Raw genomic sequence first — 16,911 nt, 5'->3', positions numbered from 1 at the left:
CCTTTTGAAAACGTACCGCAACCTGTATTTTCGTGTCAGTGACTGGGACAACCTGTATTTCGCGTACCGCTCTGCGCCGGCTACGTGCGGTACGTGGATGACATGCTGCTGTTCTCCGATTCCAAAGAAACGCTGAGGGAATGGCAGCAGGCAGCCGAGGAGCAACTGGGCCAACTGCGCCTGACAATACACGCGGGCGCCCACCCTCGGCCGGTAACCGAGGGGTTCCCGTTTCTCGGATTCGTTGTGTTCCCCACGCACCGGCGCGTGAAGCGCCGCAAGGTCATCCAATACCGGCGCGCTCTCAAAAGACTCCTACGCGCATACGAAGAAGATAAGGACACGCTGCCTGCCGAACGGGTGGTGGCCTCCATCCTAGGGTGGATCAACCATGTGCGCTATGGCGACACCTGGGGATTGCGGCGCGCGGTCCTGGGCCAAGTCGTGCTGTAAGAGGGTTATCTATGACACAGTCGCCAATCTTCTCCAAGACGTATGACTTGCTCGCCTGGTTGATCCCAGCCACCGTCAAGTTTCCGCGGGAGCACAGGTTTGTCCTTGCCCGAGCCGTGCAGGAGACGGCCCTCCGTTTTCAGGAGCGGCTGATTGAGGCCGGACTTGCAAGAGGAAAAATCCGGCAGCAGGCATTGGCCGATGCAGACGTAGACCTAACCAAACTTCGCTTCTATTTGCGACTTTGCCAGGACTTGGAGATTATCACTCCCCGCCAGTACAAACACGTGGCAGAAATGGTTACAGAGGTGGGGAATCTGCTCGGAGGCTGGCGGCGATCCATCCAGGAAGCGTAACGGGCGCTCTGCGTCCAGAACGCGGGGGCAGGTTGAGAACGAGACATGGACTGCGCGGCGGGTCTTGGAACAACAATCAAGACAACGCTCGCTGCGAGAACCGCAACAGGAACAACCCGAACAACTCCAACAACAACATCGGTTTTCGTCTCGTCTCTCACGACTTTTCGTCTCGGGCCAGCAATGCCACGGGTCGCTCGCGACGCGGGCCGAGGCCCAAGAGCAAAAGACGGCGCGACCTGTCCCTGGCCGACGCTCCCCTATCGCGTCGGGCGAATATAGAAAAGCCCTGCCGCCTGTGGTAGCCTTTCGGCGACGCTTGCGGCAGGGCCATCGGATTCGGTGCGTGCATGCAGGGCAAGTTGCGAACCCGCCCGATGCCTACAGCCCCGCCTCCTTCCGCAGCAACTCCGCCTTGTCGGTGCGCTCCCAGGGCAGGTCCAGATCGTCGCGCCCGAAGGCCCCGTAGGCCGCCGTCTGCCTGTAAATCGGCCGCCGCAGGTCAAAGTCGCGGATGATGGCCGCCGGACGCAGGTCAAAGTGCTTCTTGACCAGTTCTATGATCTTGTCGTCGGGAACATGCCCCGTGCCGAAGGTCTCCACCATCAGCGACAGCGGCCGCGCCACGCCAATGGCGTAGGACACCTGAATCTCCACGCGGTCGGCCAGGCCCGCCGCAACGATGTTCTTCGCGATGTATCGCGCCGCGTAGGCCCCCGAACGGTCCACCTTCGTCGGATCCTTGCCCGAGAAGCACCCGCCGCCGTGCCTCACCACACCGCCGTAGGTGTCCACGATGATCTTGCGCCCCGTCAGCCCCGAATCGCCCATCGGCCCACCGATGACAAACCGCCCCGTCGGGTTGACATAGTACTTCGTCTGGTCGTCCAACATGTGAGCGGGAATCACGGCGCGGATGACGTGCTCCATGATGCCTGCCTCCACCTCGTCATGCGTAATCGAGGGGTCGTGTTGCGCCGAAACCACCACCGTGTCCACCCGCTTGGGTTTGCCGTAGGCGTACTCCACCGTAACCTGCGACTTGCCATCCGGCCGCAGCCAGGGCAGAATCTTCGCCTTGCGCACCTCGGCCAAGCGGCGGCACAGGCGGTGCGCCAGCGAGATGGTCAGCGGCATATACTCCGGCGTCTCGTCGCAGGCGAAGCCGATCATCATCCCCTGGTCACCCGCGCCGATGGCCTCAATCTCCTCGTCGGTCATCTCGCCGCGCTTGGCTTCCAGCGCCTGGTTCACGCCCAGCGCGATGTCCCGCGACTGCTCCTTCACCGACACGATGACCCCGCACGTGTCGGCGTCAAACCCGTACTTGGCGCGGGTGTAGCCGATGTCGCGGATGGTCTTGCGGGCGATCTCGGCCATATCCACGTAGGCCGACGTAGTGATCTCGCCCATGATGACCACCAGGCCCGTGGTGGCGCTGCACTCGCAGGCCACGCGCGCGTCCGGATCCTGCGCCAGGATGGCGTCCAGGATGGCGTCGGAAATCTGGTCGCAGACCTTGTCGGGGTGGCCTTCGGTTACCGATTCCGATGTCAGGTACAGTTTCGGCGATGTGGCGAATGTGGTGCTCATGGATTGTACTCCTTTCTGAATGTAGTTTCAAGAGTTTTCGCTGCAGAACAAAGGGCGCAGAGGTTTTCATCAGAACTCTCAGTGTTTTCTGCGCTCCCGGCGGTGAACGCCTACCGGTTTGGACAAAAAGAAAACTCCCTCAAGATGAGAGAGTTTCAAGGCACCTCTCATCTTTCAGACTCGCTCGGTGCGGTCTGCCGGAATTGGCACCATGAACGGGGTCTTTGCCCCCGACGGGCCTTGACCCGCCGTTCTGGTTGCCGGGGTTTCACAGGGCCGGTCCCTCCACCCCTCTGGATGAGCGTCCAGTCGTATTCGGTTGTGGCGAGATGATAGCACGGAACGGGGCACTTGTCAAAAAACCGCCTGCGCCGATTTCCCCTCGCGCCCAAACGGTGCTACAATGCGTTTACACGGAATGCGAGGGGTGCCCCTGGCCCCCTCCCGATTTTTATGATGAGGAGCAAACGAATGAACAAGAAGACCCTGGCGCTGGGCCTTGCCCTGGCGCTGGCCCTGTTGCTGGCGGCGTGCGGCGGCAAAGCCACCCCCGCCCCCACCGACACGCCCGTGCCGACCGCGACCCCCACCCCCGAGCCCATTCCCTCCGTCGGCGGCGTGGACGTCGCCATGCAACTGGTGAACACCCCCACCGGCCCGAACGTCGCCGTCGTCAACGGCGTTGCCATCGCGTCCGAACTCTACATGGGCGAACTGGAGCGGCAACTCATCTACATCACCGAGCAGTATGCCCTGGACTGGAGCGACCCGCAGATTCAAACCTACCTGCCCCAGATTGAGCAGCAGACCTACTGGCAACTCATCAACCTGGAACTGGCGCGCCAACTGGCGACGACCGAGGGCATTGTCATCAGCGACGACGCCCTCGCCCAGGAGATTGAGTCCACGCGCCAGTCCATCCTGTCCAGCGGCATCTACACCGACTGGGACAACTTCCTGGCCGTCAACAAGATCACCGACGCCTACTTCCGCGACCGCATCCGCGATTCTATGGTGGTGGACGAACTGGTGAAGCGCCACGGCGGCCCCACCGAAGCCGAACAGGTGCACGCGCAGCACATCCTCGTCGCCGACGCCGAGACCGCCCAGAAGGTGCTGGACGAACTCAAGGCCGGCAAGACGTTTGAGGAACTCGCCGTGCAGTATTCGCAGGACACCGGCTCCAAGGATTCGGGCGGCGACCTGGGATGGTTCCCGCGCGGGGTGATGGTAACCGCCTTTGAGGAGGCCGCGTTCTCCCTGGCCGTGGGCGAGATCAGCCAGCCCGTGCAGACCGATTTCGGCTATCACATCATCAAGGTCCTGGGCAAGGAAGTGCGCCCGCTGGACGCCGAGATGCTGGAACAGATGCAGGAGCAGGCCTTCAGCGAGTGGTTCTCGGCCCAGCGCGACCAGGCCAAGATTGAGGAACTGCTGACCTGGCAGTAGCCCGCCGGCTCACGCACGGACGCTCACCGCGAACCTCCACAGGTGGGGCGGGTCTCACTTCGCGCCTTCCCGCCAGTAGGAAGGGCGACTGCCAGATCCGCCCCTGCGCGCCACAACACACGGCGGAAACGCACACCGGTCGCGCGATTCGCGGACGCAATAGCGTGGCGAGACGCTAACGCACCAGCAGCACCGGACACTTGGCGTGCGCGGCCACCTTCTGGCTTTGGCTTCCGAGGAGCAGCCCCGCCAGTCGCCCCAGGCCGCGAGTTCCCATGACGATCAAGTCCACGCCGTGCACATCCGCCGCAACGAGAATGGCCTCCGCGGGCGGGCCTTCCAGCACCTCGGGCGTCAGCGTGCCGGGGATCGTCCCGATGCCCTCCTGGGCGCGCCGGAGAATCTCGTGCGCCTCCCTGATGCGCGCCGTCATCGCTTCCTGCAGATGGGAGTCCCCCAGGTATCTCGGCACCTCCTCAAAGGATACCACCACCCACAGGTCTGCCTGCATGTATCGGGCCAGTTCCCCCGCAACCTTCGCCGCCTTGTACCCGTGCTCGGAACCATCCACCCCTACCAGTATCTTCCGAAACATGTCGCACCTCCTTGGCAGCGCCGCTACCGATTACAGCATAGCATACGGCAAAAGGGTGCGCAACCCCACCGAGACCCCCCCCACAGGCCAACAGGATGCCAAGAATGCTGGAAGCCAATCCCTGAGGCCGACCGCTGACCGCTTCACAGCGCCCGGCGATACAGCCTATGCCGCTTGTACCAACGCACGCCGATTGCCGCCATATCGCCCAGGCTCTTCATGTTCTGCTCCTCCACCTGTACGATGTCGGCGTGCTGGAATCCGAAGTCGCGCGCGCTTTTGGCCAGTTCGGTGTACAGAATCGCGTTGCCTCCCAGGCCCTGGTATTCCGGCAACAACCCCGTGCCGTTGAAGTTGACCCACTTCGTGCGCTTGAACTCGCGCAACAGCCAAATCCACCCGAAGGGCCAGACCCGCCCTTTGGTCTTCTGGATGGCCGCCGAGATATCCATGAACCCGAACACGAAGCCGATGGGCTGATCGCCCTTCATCACGAGTTTGATGAGGCGCGGGTGGGCGATGGCGAGAAGCCGGTCGCCGATGACCTTCATCTCCTCGGGCGTGATGGGGCAGTACTCCCAGTTGTTCACGAACGAGTCGTTGTACACCTTGCCGATGCGCGGAATCCACTCGCGCAGTTCCTTCTCGCTGGCGAAGGACTTGATGTGGAATCCGCGGCGCGCCTTCACCTTCTCGGCCACCTCGTAGAAGCGGGCATCCAGTTCGTGGTCGCCGGGCAGGTAGCCCGACGAGAAATCCGTCTCCTTTTCAAACCCGCAGGCGGTGAGCAGGGCGTCGTAGTACGGGTGATTGTAGGGGATGCCGACGGCAGGGCGGTGCTCAAAACCCTCCACCAGCACGCCCATGCCGTCGCCCTGGAGGAACCCCTTGGGGCCGATCATGCGCGTCAGCCCCCGCGCCCGCGCCCAGTCAAAGGCCGCGTCAAACAGTAGGCGCACCGCTTCGGGGTCGTCGTAGGCGTCAAAATAGTAGAAAAACGAATCCTTCACGCCGTGGTGGCGGTTGTAGTTGCGGTTTTCCATCACGGCCACGCGCGCCAACATCCGCTTTCCATCCTCCACCACGAAGAAATCGGCGTCGGAATGCCGGTAGAAGGGGTGCTTCTTGCGATTGAACACCAGTTGAATCTCCGGCAGGATGGGCGGAACCCACTGGGCGTTGCCCTTGTAGATGTTAAACGGGAGTTGGATGAAATCGCGTACATCGCGGCGGTTGTTGGTGTCAATCTTGCGAACGCGCATGGACATTCTCCTGTTGGCGGCACGCCACCCGCGAACCGCGCCGCCCTCGCGGGTGCCGTGCACGATTGGGTTGACGGGATAGTAGCAGAGGTTGCGGCGGGTGTCAATGTGCGGGGTAATTGGAGCACGAAGGACGCGAACGGACATTGCACGGGAGCAGACCGAACTCACAGACTGATTACCGAGCGCACAAAGCATTGACAACGGACCGTCCTGGTGTTATGATGAGCGTGCATTCGGCTACAGCCACGCCGCGACGCCGGGATCCGCAGCATCCGGCCGCGAGGATAACTTTGGGACAAAAGGGGAGGGAATCGCCATGAAGTTCATCCACGAGAAGGACGCCGAAGCCGACTACATCGGCCCACCGCACCAGCGTGTCATCCGCCACCTCGCCGCCCCCTGGAACATGGGCACCAAGCACCTGTGGATGGGGACCAGTTCCGTGGACCCTGGATTCACCAGCAACCCCCACTCCCACGAGGACCAGGAAGAGATCTTCTACTGCGTCTCCGGTCGGGGCCGCATCCGGGTGGGCGATGAGGAGATGGCACTGGAGCCGGGCATGGTCGTCTACGTGCCAGAAGGCACCGTGCATCAACTCATCAACACCGAGGGCACCGAGGTTCTGAAGGTGCTGTCCGCCGTATCGCCGCCGTTCATTCCGGAAAAATACCGCAAGGATCACCTCATCAAGTAACCTTCGGCGCGACTGCTCGTGCCCGATGAGTGGCAGATGCAAAGACCGGGCAGGGGTTGCCCTGCCCGGTTGCTATGCTTACCCTGCTTGCGGAGCGCCTTGGGGGAACCTTACCCCAGGCCCAGCGCCGCGAGCGATTCCGCGGCTTCCTGGCTGCCCCGCGCCAGACGACCGAGTGCCCGCCCCGCCTCAGCCAGTTCTATTCGCCGCCGGGCATCGGAGTAGTAGCGTTCTTTTACCCTCTCCACTTGCACCGCCGCGTCGCGCAGCGCCCCGTCGCCGCTCCAAACCTCAAAGTCCGGCCGGTAGTCGCGGCTGTGAAAGTCGTAAATCGGCGTCAAAATCATCTCGGTTACGTTCTCGCGTCGGATACGCTCCAGCGTCTTCTGCCGCCGCTGCGCCTCGTCGGCCAGGTCGGTCAGCATCCCGCGAAGTCGTCCGTCCTGGGCTTTCTGCGCCGTCTCGGCGTAGAAGCGCGCAGACTCCTGCTCCAGATACATCCCGTATTGCAGCACCGCCCCGAAGTTGTTGATCTCCAGTTCCATGCGCCCTCCTGCGCTGTTGACCCTGCGCCTAGAACCACCGGCTCAGGACAACTTTCTCGTCCGTGAAGAAACGGATGGCGTCCTGCCCCTGCCCGTGAAGCGTCCCGAAGAAGGAATCCTTCATCCCACCAAACGGGAAGAACGCGATGGGCGCTGCGATCCCGATGTTGACCCCGATGTTCCCACACTCCACACGGTAGGCGAACTCCCTCGCCACCTTGCCACTGGAGGTGAAGACGCTGGCCGCATTCCCGAAGGGCGAGGCGGCGATGATGTCGTAGCACTGCTCCAGCGAATCCACCTGTGTGATGCCCAGCACCGGCCCGAAAATCTCGTCCTTGGCGATAGTCATCTCCGGCGTAACGCGGTCAAAGATCGTGGGGCCGACAAAGCACCCCTTCTCGTAGCCGGGAACCACGACGCCGCGCCCGTCCAACAGCAAACGAGCGCCCTCGGCCACGCCCACGTCAATGTATCCGACGACCTTGTCCCTGGCCGCCGCGGAAACCACCGGCCCCATCTGGGTAGCCTGATCCAAACCGTACCCCACCTTGAGGCGCGACGCGGCCTCCACCAAAAGCGGAACCAGATCGTCATACGCTTTACCTACGGCCAGAATCACCGAGCCCGCCAGGCATCGCTGGCCGGCGCAACCGAACGCCGAGGTCAGGATGGCCGCAACGGTGCGGGGAATGTCCGCGTCGGGCATGACCACCAGGAAGTTTTTCGCGCCTCCCTGAACGATGGCGCGCTTGCCATATTTCGCGCTGAACGCATACACGTGCTTCCCTACCGGCGTGGACCCGACAAACGTAACCCCCTTGACTTTCGGGTGCGACATGAGGGCTTCCGCCACCTCCGCCGAACCGTTCACCAGGTTGAACACGCCTTCCGGGAGTTCGGTCTCTTCCAACAAGCGCGCCAAGAGATTCTGCGTCATCGGGGTCTGGCTGGACGGCTTCAGGACAAACGTGTTGCCGGTTGCCAGCGCGTAGGGAATAAACCAATATGGGACCATGGCCGGGAAATTGAAGGGCGCGAGGTGGACAAAGACGCCCAGGGGCTGCCGCAGCGCGAAAGAATCAATCCCCTCCGCGATATCCTCCGCGTTGTACCCCATCATCAGCGACGGAATCCCACAGGCCACATCCACGTTCTCAATCGCGCGGCGCACCTCCCCGCGCGACTCGTCAATCGTCTTGCCGTTCTCCAATGTGTTGAGTTCGGCGATCTTCTCAAAGTTCTCCTCCATGAGCGCCTTGAGGCGGAACATGTAACGCGCGCGGGTAATCGGCGGGGTGCAGCGCCAGGCCCAGAAAGCCTCTTGCGCCGCATCCACGGCTTCGCAAGCCTCCCGCGCCGTGGACATGGGCACGCGGGCCAGGACTTCGGCTGTGGCCGGATTCACGACATCGCGCGCATCGGACGCCTCCGAGGCCACCCATTCGCCGCCGACGTAGTTCTTCAGCACCTTCGGTTCCATTGGCTTCCTCCGTCAACTCAATCTTTATACCGCGGCGGGACGCAAAAGCGCCGCTTCAGTCCACCGGATGAAGCAGGATTTTCACGGCCTGCTGCGATTCCAATTGCTCAAAGGCCTCGCGCCAGGATGTGATGGGCAGGATCGCGCTGAGCATCGGCTCCGTCTGAATGCGACCCAGGCGCAACAGTTCAAGTACCGCCTCCCACGTTCTCCAATTGTGGCTAAAAGAACCCTGCAACGTGATGCCCCTCGTTACGATCTCGTCCAGCGTTAGGTTCAGCGGCGTGAGGGCGAAGCCGATCTTCGTAATCTGGCCGTTGCGCCTCACCAGGTCTATGGCCTGCTGCACGGCAGGCCCAGTGCCGGCGCAGTCCACCACCAGATGCGCCCCCATCCCATCCCCAACGCCACGGACCAGGGGCACGGGGTCCTCGTCGGGCACGACCACGGTGAAATCGGCGCCGAGTTGCTTCGCCAACGCCAGACGTCCCTTGTCCCTGCTCGTGCCGGTTACCATCACGGTGCCCGCGCCCGCGAGTCTCGCCAGTTGCAGCGCAAACAGGCCCACCGGCCCCGGGCCGATAATCACGACCGTGTCGCCGGGGCGGATTCGGCTCTTCTCAAACAGCGCGTTGTAGGCCACGCAAATGGGCTCGCACATGGCGGCCGCCTCATCTGTAACTTCTTCTGGGACATGATGAAGCAAGACGGCCCGCGCCCGAACGTAGGACGTGAAAGCGCCGTCCACCCCGTAGCCAAACCCCAGCCGCTGGGGACACAGGTGATATTCACCCGAACGGCAGAACGAACACGTGCCGCAGGTGTAGGCCGCCGTCTCCGAAACCACCCGGTCGCCGGGCCGGAGCCCTTGCACGCGCTCCCCAACCTCCGCCACTTCGCCGCACCACTCGTGGCCCAGAATCACGGGGGGATGGGCCAAGGAGTTCAGTTGCCCGTGGAACAGGTGAAGTTCGGTGCCGCAGACGCCGCAGTAGCGCACCTTGACCAGGCATTCGTCCGGGCCAAAGGTGGGGATGGGGACATCGCGGATTTCCACCGCGCCACCGGCCCGCTCGTAGTACACAACGGCTTTCATCGCGCTCCTTTCCGGCTGGCATCAGGCCCGCCTTCTTGCTGTTGCTTGCTGCGCCATCCGCTGGAGAGGATTTCCAACGTTAGAATTCACTCCCATTGTAGCGGAAGAACGGGCTTCTGTCAAGTGCCACGCACATCGAGCAGTGTATGGCATTTCGGTGGGAGCCAGTAGGGGCAGGTTCCCGCACCCTCCCGCCTACAGCGTCTATGGGAAGCCACCCTACGCATTTCGGCATTGTGGCACCAACCTGTTGCGAGCGTAGGGCAGGTTCCCGTCCTTGCCCCTCAACCCTTACGGCAGGCGATCCCGCTGGCGCTGGTGGCCTTGCTGGCCATTGTCGGCGCCCTTGTGGCAGACGCATCGGTGCGAATTAGGCAGACCGATACGCGGCAGCCTGAACCACATGGAACGTAAGGCAGGTTTCCATACTGCCCCCTGCCTCTTTCTGTTCACCGACCATCCGACCTCCACCGCCATCACCGCCACCAGTACCGGGTCCAAATCGGCGGAATTGCTTTACGAAGCATATAGGGCAAGACGCGCTACACCGCCGGCAACACGCCCACGGCGACTCGGCTCTAAAGTGTGCTAGCGCTCGTCACGGCAGGGGCGAAGCCCCGAACCAATCCCATGCAGACGCGGGATGGCTCCACCTCGCTGCCAATGATGGGCCACCCGCCCCCCGCCCCGCCGGCCGCCGGGATGTATTTTGCAGAAAGTGTAAAAAATCCCCCAAACCCCTTGACTTGGCGGCAAGAATGTGGTAGAATATAATAGTTACAACGTTAGAATTAGGCCGCCTGACATGTTCACATCACACTCTGCGAATGGTTGGCGTGTGCAGCGCAGCACACCGGCGGCGGGCAGGGAATCGGCCTCTCGGTGCCCGCACCTACCACTGCCTACGGCAAAGCACTCGGTTGCTCAACAATGCCCCTGAACAGGCTGTTGCTGGCATCGCCCGACCGGCTTGGCCCTGTGCCCCCGCCCGGTGGCGCGCTGACGAAAGGAGGTGGTCGCCCGAAGTACGCAGACGTTGGGACGGATTCGGCTATCTAGAATTGGATCAGTAACCACAAAAGAAGGGGGCTGAACATGAAGGATGTCTTGTATTTTGCTCCGACCGAACTCACAGAGGCGCTGAAATTCCTTGCGCAATACGGTGAGAAGGCAACTGTTTTGGCCGGAGGCACAGACCTGGTCCCTCGGATGAACTACTACGAACTCAAGCCAGAGGTCCTGGTATACATCGGCAACCTCGGCCTGGATTACATTGAGCAGGCGGACGGCAAACTGGTCATCGGCGCGGCGACTCCCACCGCGAAGATCGCGGCCAGCCCGCTCATCGCCGAGAAAGCGGCAGCCCTAGCCGAGGCCGCACGCCTCTCCGCAAGCCCGGCCATACGCACAGCCGGCACCATCGGCGGCAACCTGGCCAATGCATCCCCCGCCGCCGACCTGGCAACCCCGCTCATTGCCCTCGGAGCCACCGTTGTCCTTGTCAGCGCGACGGGCGAGCGAGAAGTGCCCGTGGAGGACTTCTTCACAGGCCCCGGCCAAACCGTGCTCCAACCCGGCGAACTCATCAAGGAAGTGCGCGTCCCTGTAAGGAAGGGCAAGTCCGTCTTCTTGAAATTGGGACGCCGCAAAGCCATGACGCTGTCGGTGGTGAATGTGGCCGTCTACGTGGAAATGGAGAAAGGCCAGAAGTGCGTGGACGCCCGGGTGGCCCTGGGAGCCATGGCGCCCGTTCCCCTGCGCTGCAAGAAGGCCGAGGGCGTGCTCCAGGGGTGCGTCCTCCCCATGTCGGCGCTGGAGGGGGCCGAGTTCCTGGACAAGGCCCGCATTGAGAAGGCGGCCGAACTGGCCATCGCGGAGAGTTCGCCGATAGACGACCAGCGCGCGACCGCCTGGTATCGGCGCAAGGCCGGCAAAGTCTTGGTGGCGCGTGCCCTTGCTGCCGCTGCCGGCATTGCCATCTAGAGGTAAGGAGGCAAGTTGACCATGAAATACGTACTTTCCTTTAACCTGAACGGCCTGCCGGTAGATACCCTGGTCAAGGCAACCGACACACTCCTGGACGTCCTGCGCGAGAAACTCAACGTTGTCAGCGCCAAGCGCGGCTGCGACAACGGCGACTGCGGGGCCTGCACCGTCCTGGTAAACGGCGAACCCGTGCGCGCATGCCTGACCATCGGCCTGACGGTGGCCGGGAAGAACGTCCAGACCGTGGAGGGCTTACAGCAAGACGGAAAGTTGCACCCCTTGCAGCAGGCGTTCCACGAGCACTACGCCGCGCAGTGCGGCTTCTGCACCCCCGGCATGTTGATGTCGGCCAAGGCCCTGCTGGATAAAAACCCCAAGCCGACGCGCGAGCAAATCGTAGAGGGCATCTCCGGCAATCTGTGCCGCTGCGGCGCGTATGTGGAAATTGTTGAGGCCATTCAGGCAGTGGCCGCCGGCAAGTACAAGGAGTAGGAACGATGGCAGAGTATGTAGGCAAACCAGTGCTACGCTACGATGGAATTGGCCACGTAACCGCCCGAACCCGGTACGTGGACGACATCCAACTCCCCGGCATGCTCTACATCAAGGTGCTCACCAGCCCGGTGCACAAGGGCGTCATCCGCCATCTGGACACCTCGGCAGCGGAGCGGATGCCCGGCGTCGCCGGCGTGATCACGGCGAAGGATGTGCCAGGGAAGAATGCCTACGGGCTAATCCCCGACCAGCCCGTCTTCACCCCGGAGCACATCCGCTACAAGGGCGAGCGCATCGCAGCCGTGGCTGCCGTGGACGAAGACACCGCCATGGAGGCTCTTGAGAAGATCAAGATAGACATTGAGGAACAAGAGCCGGTGTTTGACCCGTTCAAGGCCATGGAGCCCGGCGCACCCCTGGTGCGGCCCGAGGGAAATGTCTGGGAGTTCAACAGCGGCAAGACCCGCAAAATCCGCTTCGGGGACGTGGAGAAAGGCTTCGCGGAAGCGGACGTCATCGTGGAGGGCACGTACACCACGGCCACCAACGACCACGCCCCGATGGAGCCCCAGGTTTCGGTGGCCTACATTGACGAGACCGACCGCCTGGCCATCTACACCGTGAGCCAGGACCTGTACTTCCACCTGGGCATGCTGACGGCCATCTTCAACCTGCCGATGAACAAAATCCGCTACATCGGCGGTACCGTCGGCGGCGGCTTTGGCTCCAAGAACGACATCCATTGCGACCACGTGGCGGGGCTTATGGCCCTCAAGATTCGCAAGCCCGTGAAGTATCGGCACACCCGCCGCGAGGAGACCGCCTACACCACCAAGCGCGGCCCCTGGACCTTCTACTTCAAGGACGGCGTCAAGAAAGACGGGCGCATCGTCGCCCGCTACGTCAAGACCGTCCACGACACGGGTGGCTACGCGGGCATGGGGCCTTACGTGGTGGACAAGAACTCCATCCTCGTCGCGGGGCCCTATGCCATCCCCAACATCTGGGTGGACGGCATCTGCGTCTTCACCAACAAGCCCCCGTGCAGTTCCATGCGCGGCTTTGGCATCATCAACGGAACGGCCGCAGACCAACTGCAGACGGCCCGGGTTGCCGAGGCCATCGGCAAGGACCCGTGGGAAGTGCACTTCATCAACGCATGGCGCGACGGGGACCTCGGGGCAACCCAGTTCAAGGTTGAAGCCGCCGGACTGATTGAGGCCATGAAGCGGGCCGCCGAACTGGCCGGCATTGAACTTCCGGCTCACCTGAAGGCCATGAGTTCGCGAGGGAGGTAGGAAGCATGAAAAAGCGAGGCATCGGCATTTCTGTTGGCACGCACCCGGCAGGGCTGAAGGGCGGCGGCGACCCCAGCCAGGCGCAGATTCGCCTCAAGCCAGACGGCACCTTTGACCTGTTGAACGGCGCGGTGGACATCGGCCAGGGATGCAAAACCATCCTGCGCCAACTGGCCGCCGACGAATTGGATGTCCCCCTGGAAAACATCACCCATCAGAACATTGACACCGACACCGGCCCCATGTGCACCGGCACTTTCGCCAGCCGCGTAACGTTCATGGACGGCAATGCCGTGCTGGCGGCGGCCGCAGACCTGAAACGGAAAATCCGCGAGTGGGCCGCCGAATACTTTGAGTGCAGCCCCGCCGACGTGGAGGTGGCCAACAACAAGGTGTTCGTCAGAGGCGTGCCGGAGAAATCGCTCACCATGGGCGAGGTGGGCGCTATGGTCAACTGGGGCGGCAAGTTCCTGGTCGGCACAGGCGCGTACACCCCCGGCCCGGGTCAGCAGTTTGACCCAGAAACCGGCAAGATGACCGCCATCGCCTCTCTGGCATTCGGCTGCTGTGTCGCCGAAGTAGAGGTGGACACCGAAACCGGCGTCGTGGACGTCCTAAAACTGGTCCAGGTCTTTGAGGTCGGCAAGGCAATGAACCGCCTGCTCTGCAAGGGCCAGAACAACGGCGGCGCCATGATGGGCATCGGCTTCGGCCTCACGGAGAACATCTGCCCTTACTACCCCAGCATGGACTTCGCCGTCCATGACCTGACCGACTACGTCATCACGACAGCCGCCGACATGCCGCCCGTAATGGTGGAGGACATCGTGGAAGTGCCACACCCGAATGGCCCCCGCGGCGCCAAAGGCTACAGCGAGATGACCGCAAGCCTGGCGGGCCCCGCCATCCTGAACGCCATCCACAACGCCATCGGCGTCTGGGTTACCGACTACCCGGCGACGCCCGAGCGCATTCTCAAAGCCCTGGAAGCCGCCCGCGCTTGACGCGCGCACGCCCCAATGGCACAATCCAGAGGACGGAGCCACAACCCGCTCCGTCCTCTGGCTCGTAACCATTCATCTCACAGGGAGGTCTGGACATGAACCTGAAGGGCAAGATCATTGACCTCAGTCAGGAAATCTACACCGGCATGCCCGTGTACCCCGGGCACGCCAAGACGGTGATCTGGGAGCACATGTCTCACGAGGAATCGGCCCGCATGATCGGCACCGGCTTCTCGTATCGCTCCAGTGGCATCATGATGTGCGACCATGGCCCCACCCACATTGACTCCGTGAGCCACCTGTCGCGGGACCCCGACGCGCCATCCGTGGACGAGATTCCTCTGGAGAATTGCGTTACGTCAGCCATCTGCATTGACGTGAGCGACGTGCCGCCGCAGACCCAGTTCGGCGCCGATAAGATCAAGGCCGAACTCAAACGCTGGAACCTGGAAATCCGCCCGGGCGATACGGTGCTCTTCTACACCGGCATCTACGACCGCTACTATGGCAAGCCGGAGTACGTAACGCATCAGCCCGGCCTCACGCGCGACGCCACCGAGTTCATCATTGACCAGGGCGCTGTCAACTTCGGCGTGGACAACACAAGCCCCGACATGTGGTTGGACAAGACCTATCCGTGCCACACGGTGTGCGCCGAGCGCCGCGTAACCCACATAGAGAACCTGTGCAACCTGGACAAACTTGTGGGTAAGCGGTTCACGTTCATCGCGCTGCCCCTGCGAATCCGAAAGGGCACCGGTTCGCCGGTGCGGGCCATCGCCATCCTTGACGAATAGGCGCGCAATGCACCCACATCAAACCGCGACCGTCCCAGCCCGTGGGGGTCGCGGTTTATGTTCTGTCTATCCGGTGTCGCCGACTCTTACCAGAGCACCATGGACTCCTCAAAGATCCGCGCCAGGTCTTTCTTCGTCAGCGGCCGCGGGCTTCCAACCAAAAGCCGCTGCTGCTTCCAGCCGCCCTCTACCATCTCGGGGATGTCAGCCTCCGTATAGCCCAGGGCCGCAAGCCCGTTGGGGCAATCCAGGTCGCGCATAAGTTGCGTGAACGCCGCGGGCAACGTCATCGCCGCGTCCATGACCGACATGCCCTCCGTGTTTACGCCGAGCAATTGGGCGATGCGCGCGTGGCGTTCCGGGCTGCTGGGCGCCGTGAAGCGAAAACTGGCCGGTGCCGTGAGTGCCGTCGCCAGGCCGTGGGGCACCATCGGGTGATCCACCGCATACCCTTCGGGCACCCAGTCGCGAATCATGCCGGCAATGGGATAGCCCAAGGCGTGCGGGATGTGCACCCCGGCTGTGCCGAACCCAATACCCGCAAACGACGCCGCCAGCGCCATGTACGTGCGGGCTTCCAGGTCATACCCGTTGTAGTACGCGCGCCTGAGGTACTTGCCCATCCACTCCAGCGCCTTCTCGCTCCAGATATCCGAAATCGGGTTCGCCCCGATGTACGCGGGCCGCTGGCCCGGATCGTGCGGCTTCGGCCTCACATTGTACGGCTTGATGGTGTACGACTCTGCCGCATGGGTGAACACGTCCAGACCCGCTGACGCCGTAACCGCAGGCGGCGTGGTCATGGTGTTCAGGGGATCCACAATCGCCATCGTTGGGCGATTGTATGCGTGCGACATGCCCGTTTTCACCCGCAGCGACACCACTTCCAGGGCGATGGTAGGCGTGGTCTCGCTGCCGGTACCCGCTGTCGTCGGAAGGGCCACCAGCGGCTTCAGTGGCCCGGGCACGGGCTTGCCCTTGCCGATGGGCTTGTTGATGTAGTCGTGAATGTCGGCAGGATAGGTGGTCAGCAAGTTGATAGCCTTCGCCGTGTCAATCGTGCTGCCCCCACCCAAAGCGACAATCGCATCAAAGGGCTTATCCCTAACCGCCTCCGCCGCTTTGGTGAACGACTCATCGGTAGGCTCCACATGCACATCGTCGTAGATCGCAACCGCCACGCCCTCGGACTCCAGGGCGTTCTTGACTCGGTCAATCAGCCCAAACTGCCAGAGTTGTTTATCGGCGACCAGGAGCACCCTCTTCGCGCCCAGGATTCGCACCTCGTAGCCGACCTCCTCCGTGGCGCCTGGGCCGAACTTCATCTTCGCCGTGCTCAAAGGAATGACCGTCTCCAATTCCACGCTCATCTCATCATCTCCTTATCTGGATATGCAAGTACAGGCGGAACTCACTCTCAAGGCCGCGGCACAAGCCCCAGGTAGCGGTTGGTCAGCCCCACCGCCTCCAACCGATCCCGCTGCATCTCCATGCACGCCCGTATCCCATCCACCGTCTCCGGTATCGTTACCGCCTCCTGCGGAATGTTGATCGCAAACATCACATCCTCCCCCGACTTCGCCACGCACTCCTCCCACACCCCAATCTCGTACATGTCCCCTCGCTTGTTCCCTAATTCCCGCGCATACTTGAAAAACGCCGTGTTGGAGTCAAACCCGTCCTCTATCCGCACCACACGCATCCTCGGGTGCGCGCGGAACGCCTCCAGCACCGCCTCCACGCTCACGCTCTTCTTCGGCGTCGCCACCACATTGATGATATGCCCATGCGTTACCGGC

At 62.5% G+C, this 16,911-nt stretch carries 17 protein-coding genes and 1 riboswitch; of the genes, 9 read left to right on the top strand and 8 right to left on the bottom strand.

What is annotated here, in order from left to right:
- Positions 1-93: 93 nt before the first annotated feature.
- Both H5T65_10890 and avd read left to right on the top strand, forming a co-directional pair.
- Positions 94-453: a hypothetical protein gene (locus tag H5T65_10890; GenBank protein MBC7259742.1), complete on the top strand. Its 360-nt coding sequence runs from the start codon at positions 94-96 to the stop codon at positions 451-453.
- 11 nt (positions 454-464) lie between these two features.
- The gene (gene avd / locus H5T65_10885) at positions 465-809 is read left to right on the top strand and encodes a diversity-generating retroelement protein Avd (GenBank protein MBC7259741.1); all 345 of its coding nucleotides are present in this window, start codon (positions 465-467) and stop codon (positions 807-809) included.
- A 381-nt stretch (positions 810-1,190) separates the two neighbouring features.
- On the opposite strand, the gene H5T65_10880 is transcribed toward avd, so the two are convergent.
- Positions 1,191-2,402 (bottom strand): methionine adenosyltransferase, encoded by a 1,212-nt coding sequence (locus H5T65_10880; GenBank protein ID MBC7259740.1) that lies wholly within the window; start codon positions 2,400-2,402, stop codon positions 1,191-1,193.
- A 164-nt stretch (positions 2,403-2,566) separates the two neighbouring features.
- Positions 2,567-2,706: riboswitch (SAM riboswitch) on the bottom strand.
- A 167-nt stretch (positions 2,707-2,873) separates the two neighbouring features.
- On the opposite strand from H5T65_10880, the gene H5T65_10875 reads away from it, so the two are divergent.
- Positions 2,874-3,851, top strand: coding sequence for a peptidylprolyl isomerase (locus tag H5T65_10875; GenBank protein ID MBC7259739.1), 978 nt, complete (start codon positions 2,874-2,876; stop codon positions 3,849-3,851).
- Positions 3,852-4,026: 175 nt separating this feature from the next.
- On the opposite strand, the gene H5T65_10870 is transcribed toward H5T65_10875, so the two are convergent.
- Entirely contained in the window at positions 4,027-4,446 is a 420-nt protein-coding gene (locus tag H5T65_10870) for a universal stress protein (protein ID MBC7259738.1), read from the bottom strand.
- Positions 4,447-4,589: 143 nt separating this feature from the next.
- Positions 4,590-5,708 (bottom strand): hypothetical protein, encoded by a 1,119-nt coding sequence (locus H5T65_10865; protein MBC7259737.1) that lies wholly within the window; start codon positions 5,706-5,708, stop codon positions 4,590-4,592.
- 319 nt (positions 5,709-6,027) lie between these two features.
- Between H5T65_10865 and H5T65_10860 the strand changes: the two genes are divergently transcribed.
- Positions 6,028-6,408, top strand: a complete 381-nt coding sequence (locus H5T65_10860) for a cupin domain-containing protein (GenBank protein MBC7259736.1) — start codon at positions 6,028-6,030, stop codon at positions 6,406-6,408.
- 110 nt (positions 6,409-6,518) lie between these two features.
- Here the strand turns inward: H5T65_10860 and H5T65_10855 are convergent, their stop codons facing one another.
- Genes H5T65_10855 through H5T65_10845 form a run of 3 tightly spaced genes read right to left on the bottom strand, consistent with a single transcriptional unit; the run spans position 6,519 to position 9,532 of the window.
- On the bottom strand, positions 6,519-6,953 hold the full coding sequence (locus H5T65_10855) for a hypothetical protein (protein MBC7259735.1): 435 nt from the start codon (positions 6,951-6,953) through the stop codon (positions 6,519-6,521).
- 28 nt (positions 6,954-6,981) lie between these two features.
- Positions 6,982-8,436 carry a CoA-acylating methylmalonate-semialdehyde dehydrogenase gene (locus tag H5T65_10850; protein MBC7259734.1) on the bottom strand — a complete coding sequence of 485 codons (1,455 nt, stop codon included), beginning with the start codon at positions 8,434-8,436 and terminating at the stop codon, positions 6,982-6,984.
- 55 nt (positions 8,437-8,491) lie between these two features.
- Positions 8,492-9,532, bottom strand: a complete 1,041-nt coding sequence (locus tag H5T65_10845) for a zinc-binding dehydrogenase (GenBank protein MBC7259733.1) — start codon at positions 9,530-9,532, stop codon at positions 8,492-8,494.
- A gap of 1,095 nt (positions 9,533-10,627) precedes the next feature.
- Here H5T65_10845 and H5T65_10840 point away from each other — a divergent pair.
- The 5 genes from H5T65_10840 to H5T65_10820 all read left to right on the top strand — a co-directional run bounded on the left by H5T65_10840 (position 10,628) and on the right by H5T65_10820 (position 15,112).
- Positions 10,628-11,515, top strand: coding sequence for a xanthine dehydrogenase family protein subunit M (locus H5T65_10840; protein MBC7259732.1), 888 nt, complete (start codon positions 10,628-10,630; stop codon positions 11,513-11,515).
- 21 nt (positions 11,516-11,536) lie between these two features.
- A complete protein-coding gene (locus tag H5T65_10835) occupies positions 11,537-12,010 on the top strand; it encodes a (2Fe-2S)-binding protein (protein ID MBC7259731.1) in 474 nt (157 codons plus the stop codon).
- A gap of 5 nt (positions 12,011-12,015) precedes the next feature.
- Positions 12,016-13,311 (top strand): xanthine dehydrogenase family protein molybdopterin-binding subunit, encoded by a 1,296-nt coding sequence (locus H5T65_10830; protein MBC7259730.1) that lies wholly within the window; start codon positions 12,016-12,018, stop codon positions 13,309-13,311.
- 5 nt (positions 13,312-13,316) lie between these two features.
- Positions 13,317-14,315, top strand: a complete 999-nt coding sequence (locus H5T65_10825; protein ID MBC7259729.1) for a molybdopterin-dependent oxidoreductase — start codon at positions 13,317-13,319, stop codon at positions 14,313-14,315.
- 95 nt (positions 14,316-14,410) lie between these two features.
- On the top strand, positions 14,411-15,112 hold the full coding sequence (locus tag H5T65_10820; GenBank protein MBC7259728.1) for a cyclase family protein: 702 nt from the start codon (positions 14,411-14,413) through the stop codon (positions 15,110-15,112).
- A gap of 86 nt (positions 15,113-15,198) precedes the next feature.
- On the opposite strand, the gene H5T65_10815 is transcribed toward H5T65_10820, so the two are convergent.
- Both H5T65_10815 and H5T65_10810 read right to left on the bottom strand, forming a co-directional pair.
- Positions 15,199-16,482: an iron-containing alcohol dehydrogenase gene (locus tag H5T65_10815; GenBank protein MBC7259727.1), complete on the bottom strand. Its 1,284-nt coding sequence runs from the start codon at positions 16,480-16,482 to the stop codon at positions 15,199-15,201.
- 47 nt (positions 16,483-16,529) lie between these two features.
- Positions 16,530-16,911 (bottom strand): type II glyceraldehyde-3-phosphate dehydrogenase (locus H5T65_10810; protein ID MBC7259726.1); only part of this gene is annotated, 382 nt, incomplete at its 5' end.

It is taken from the genome of Chloroflexota bacterium (assembly GCA_014360805.1).
Lineage (GTDB): Bacteria > Chloroflexota > Anaerolineae > DTLA01 > DTLA01 > DTLA01.
Note: the sequence above shows the minus strand (reverse complement) of the source record. Positions and strands in the feature narration are given on the sequence as shown.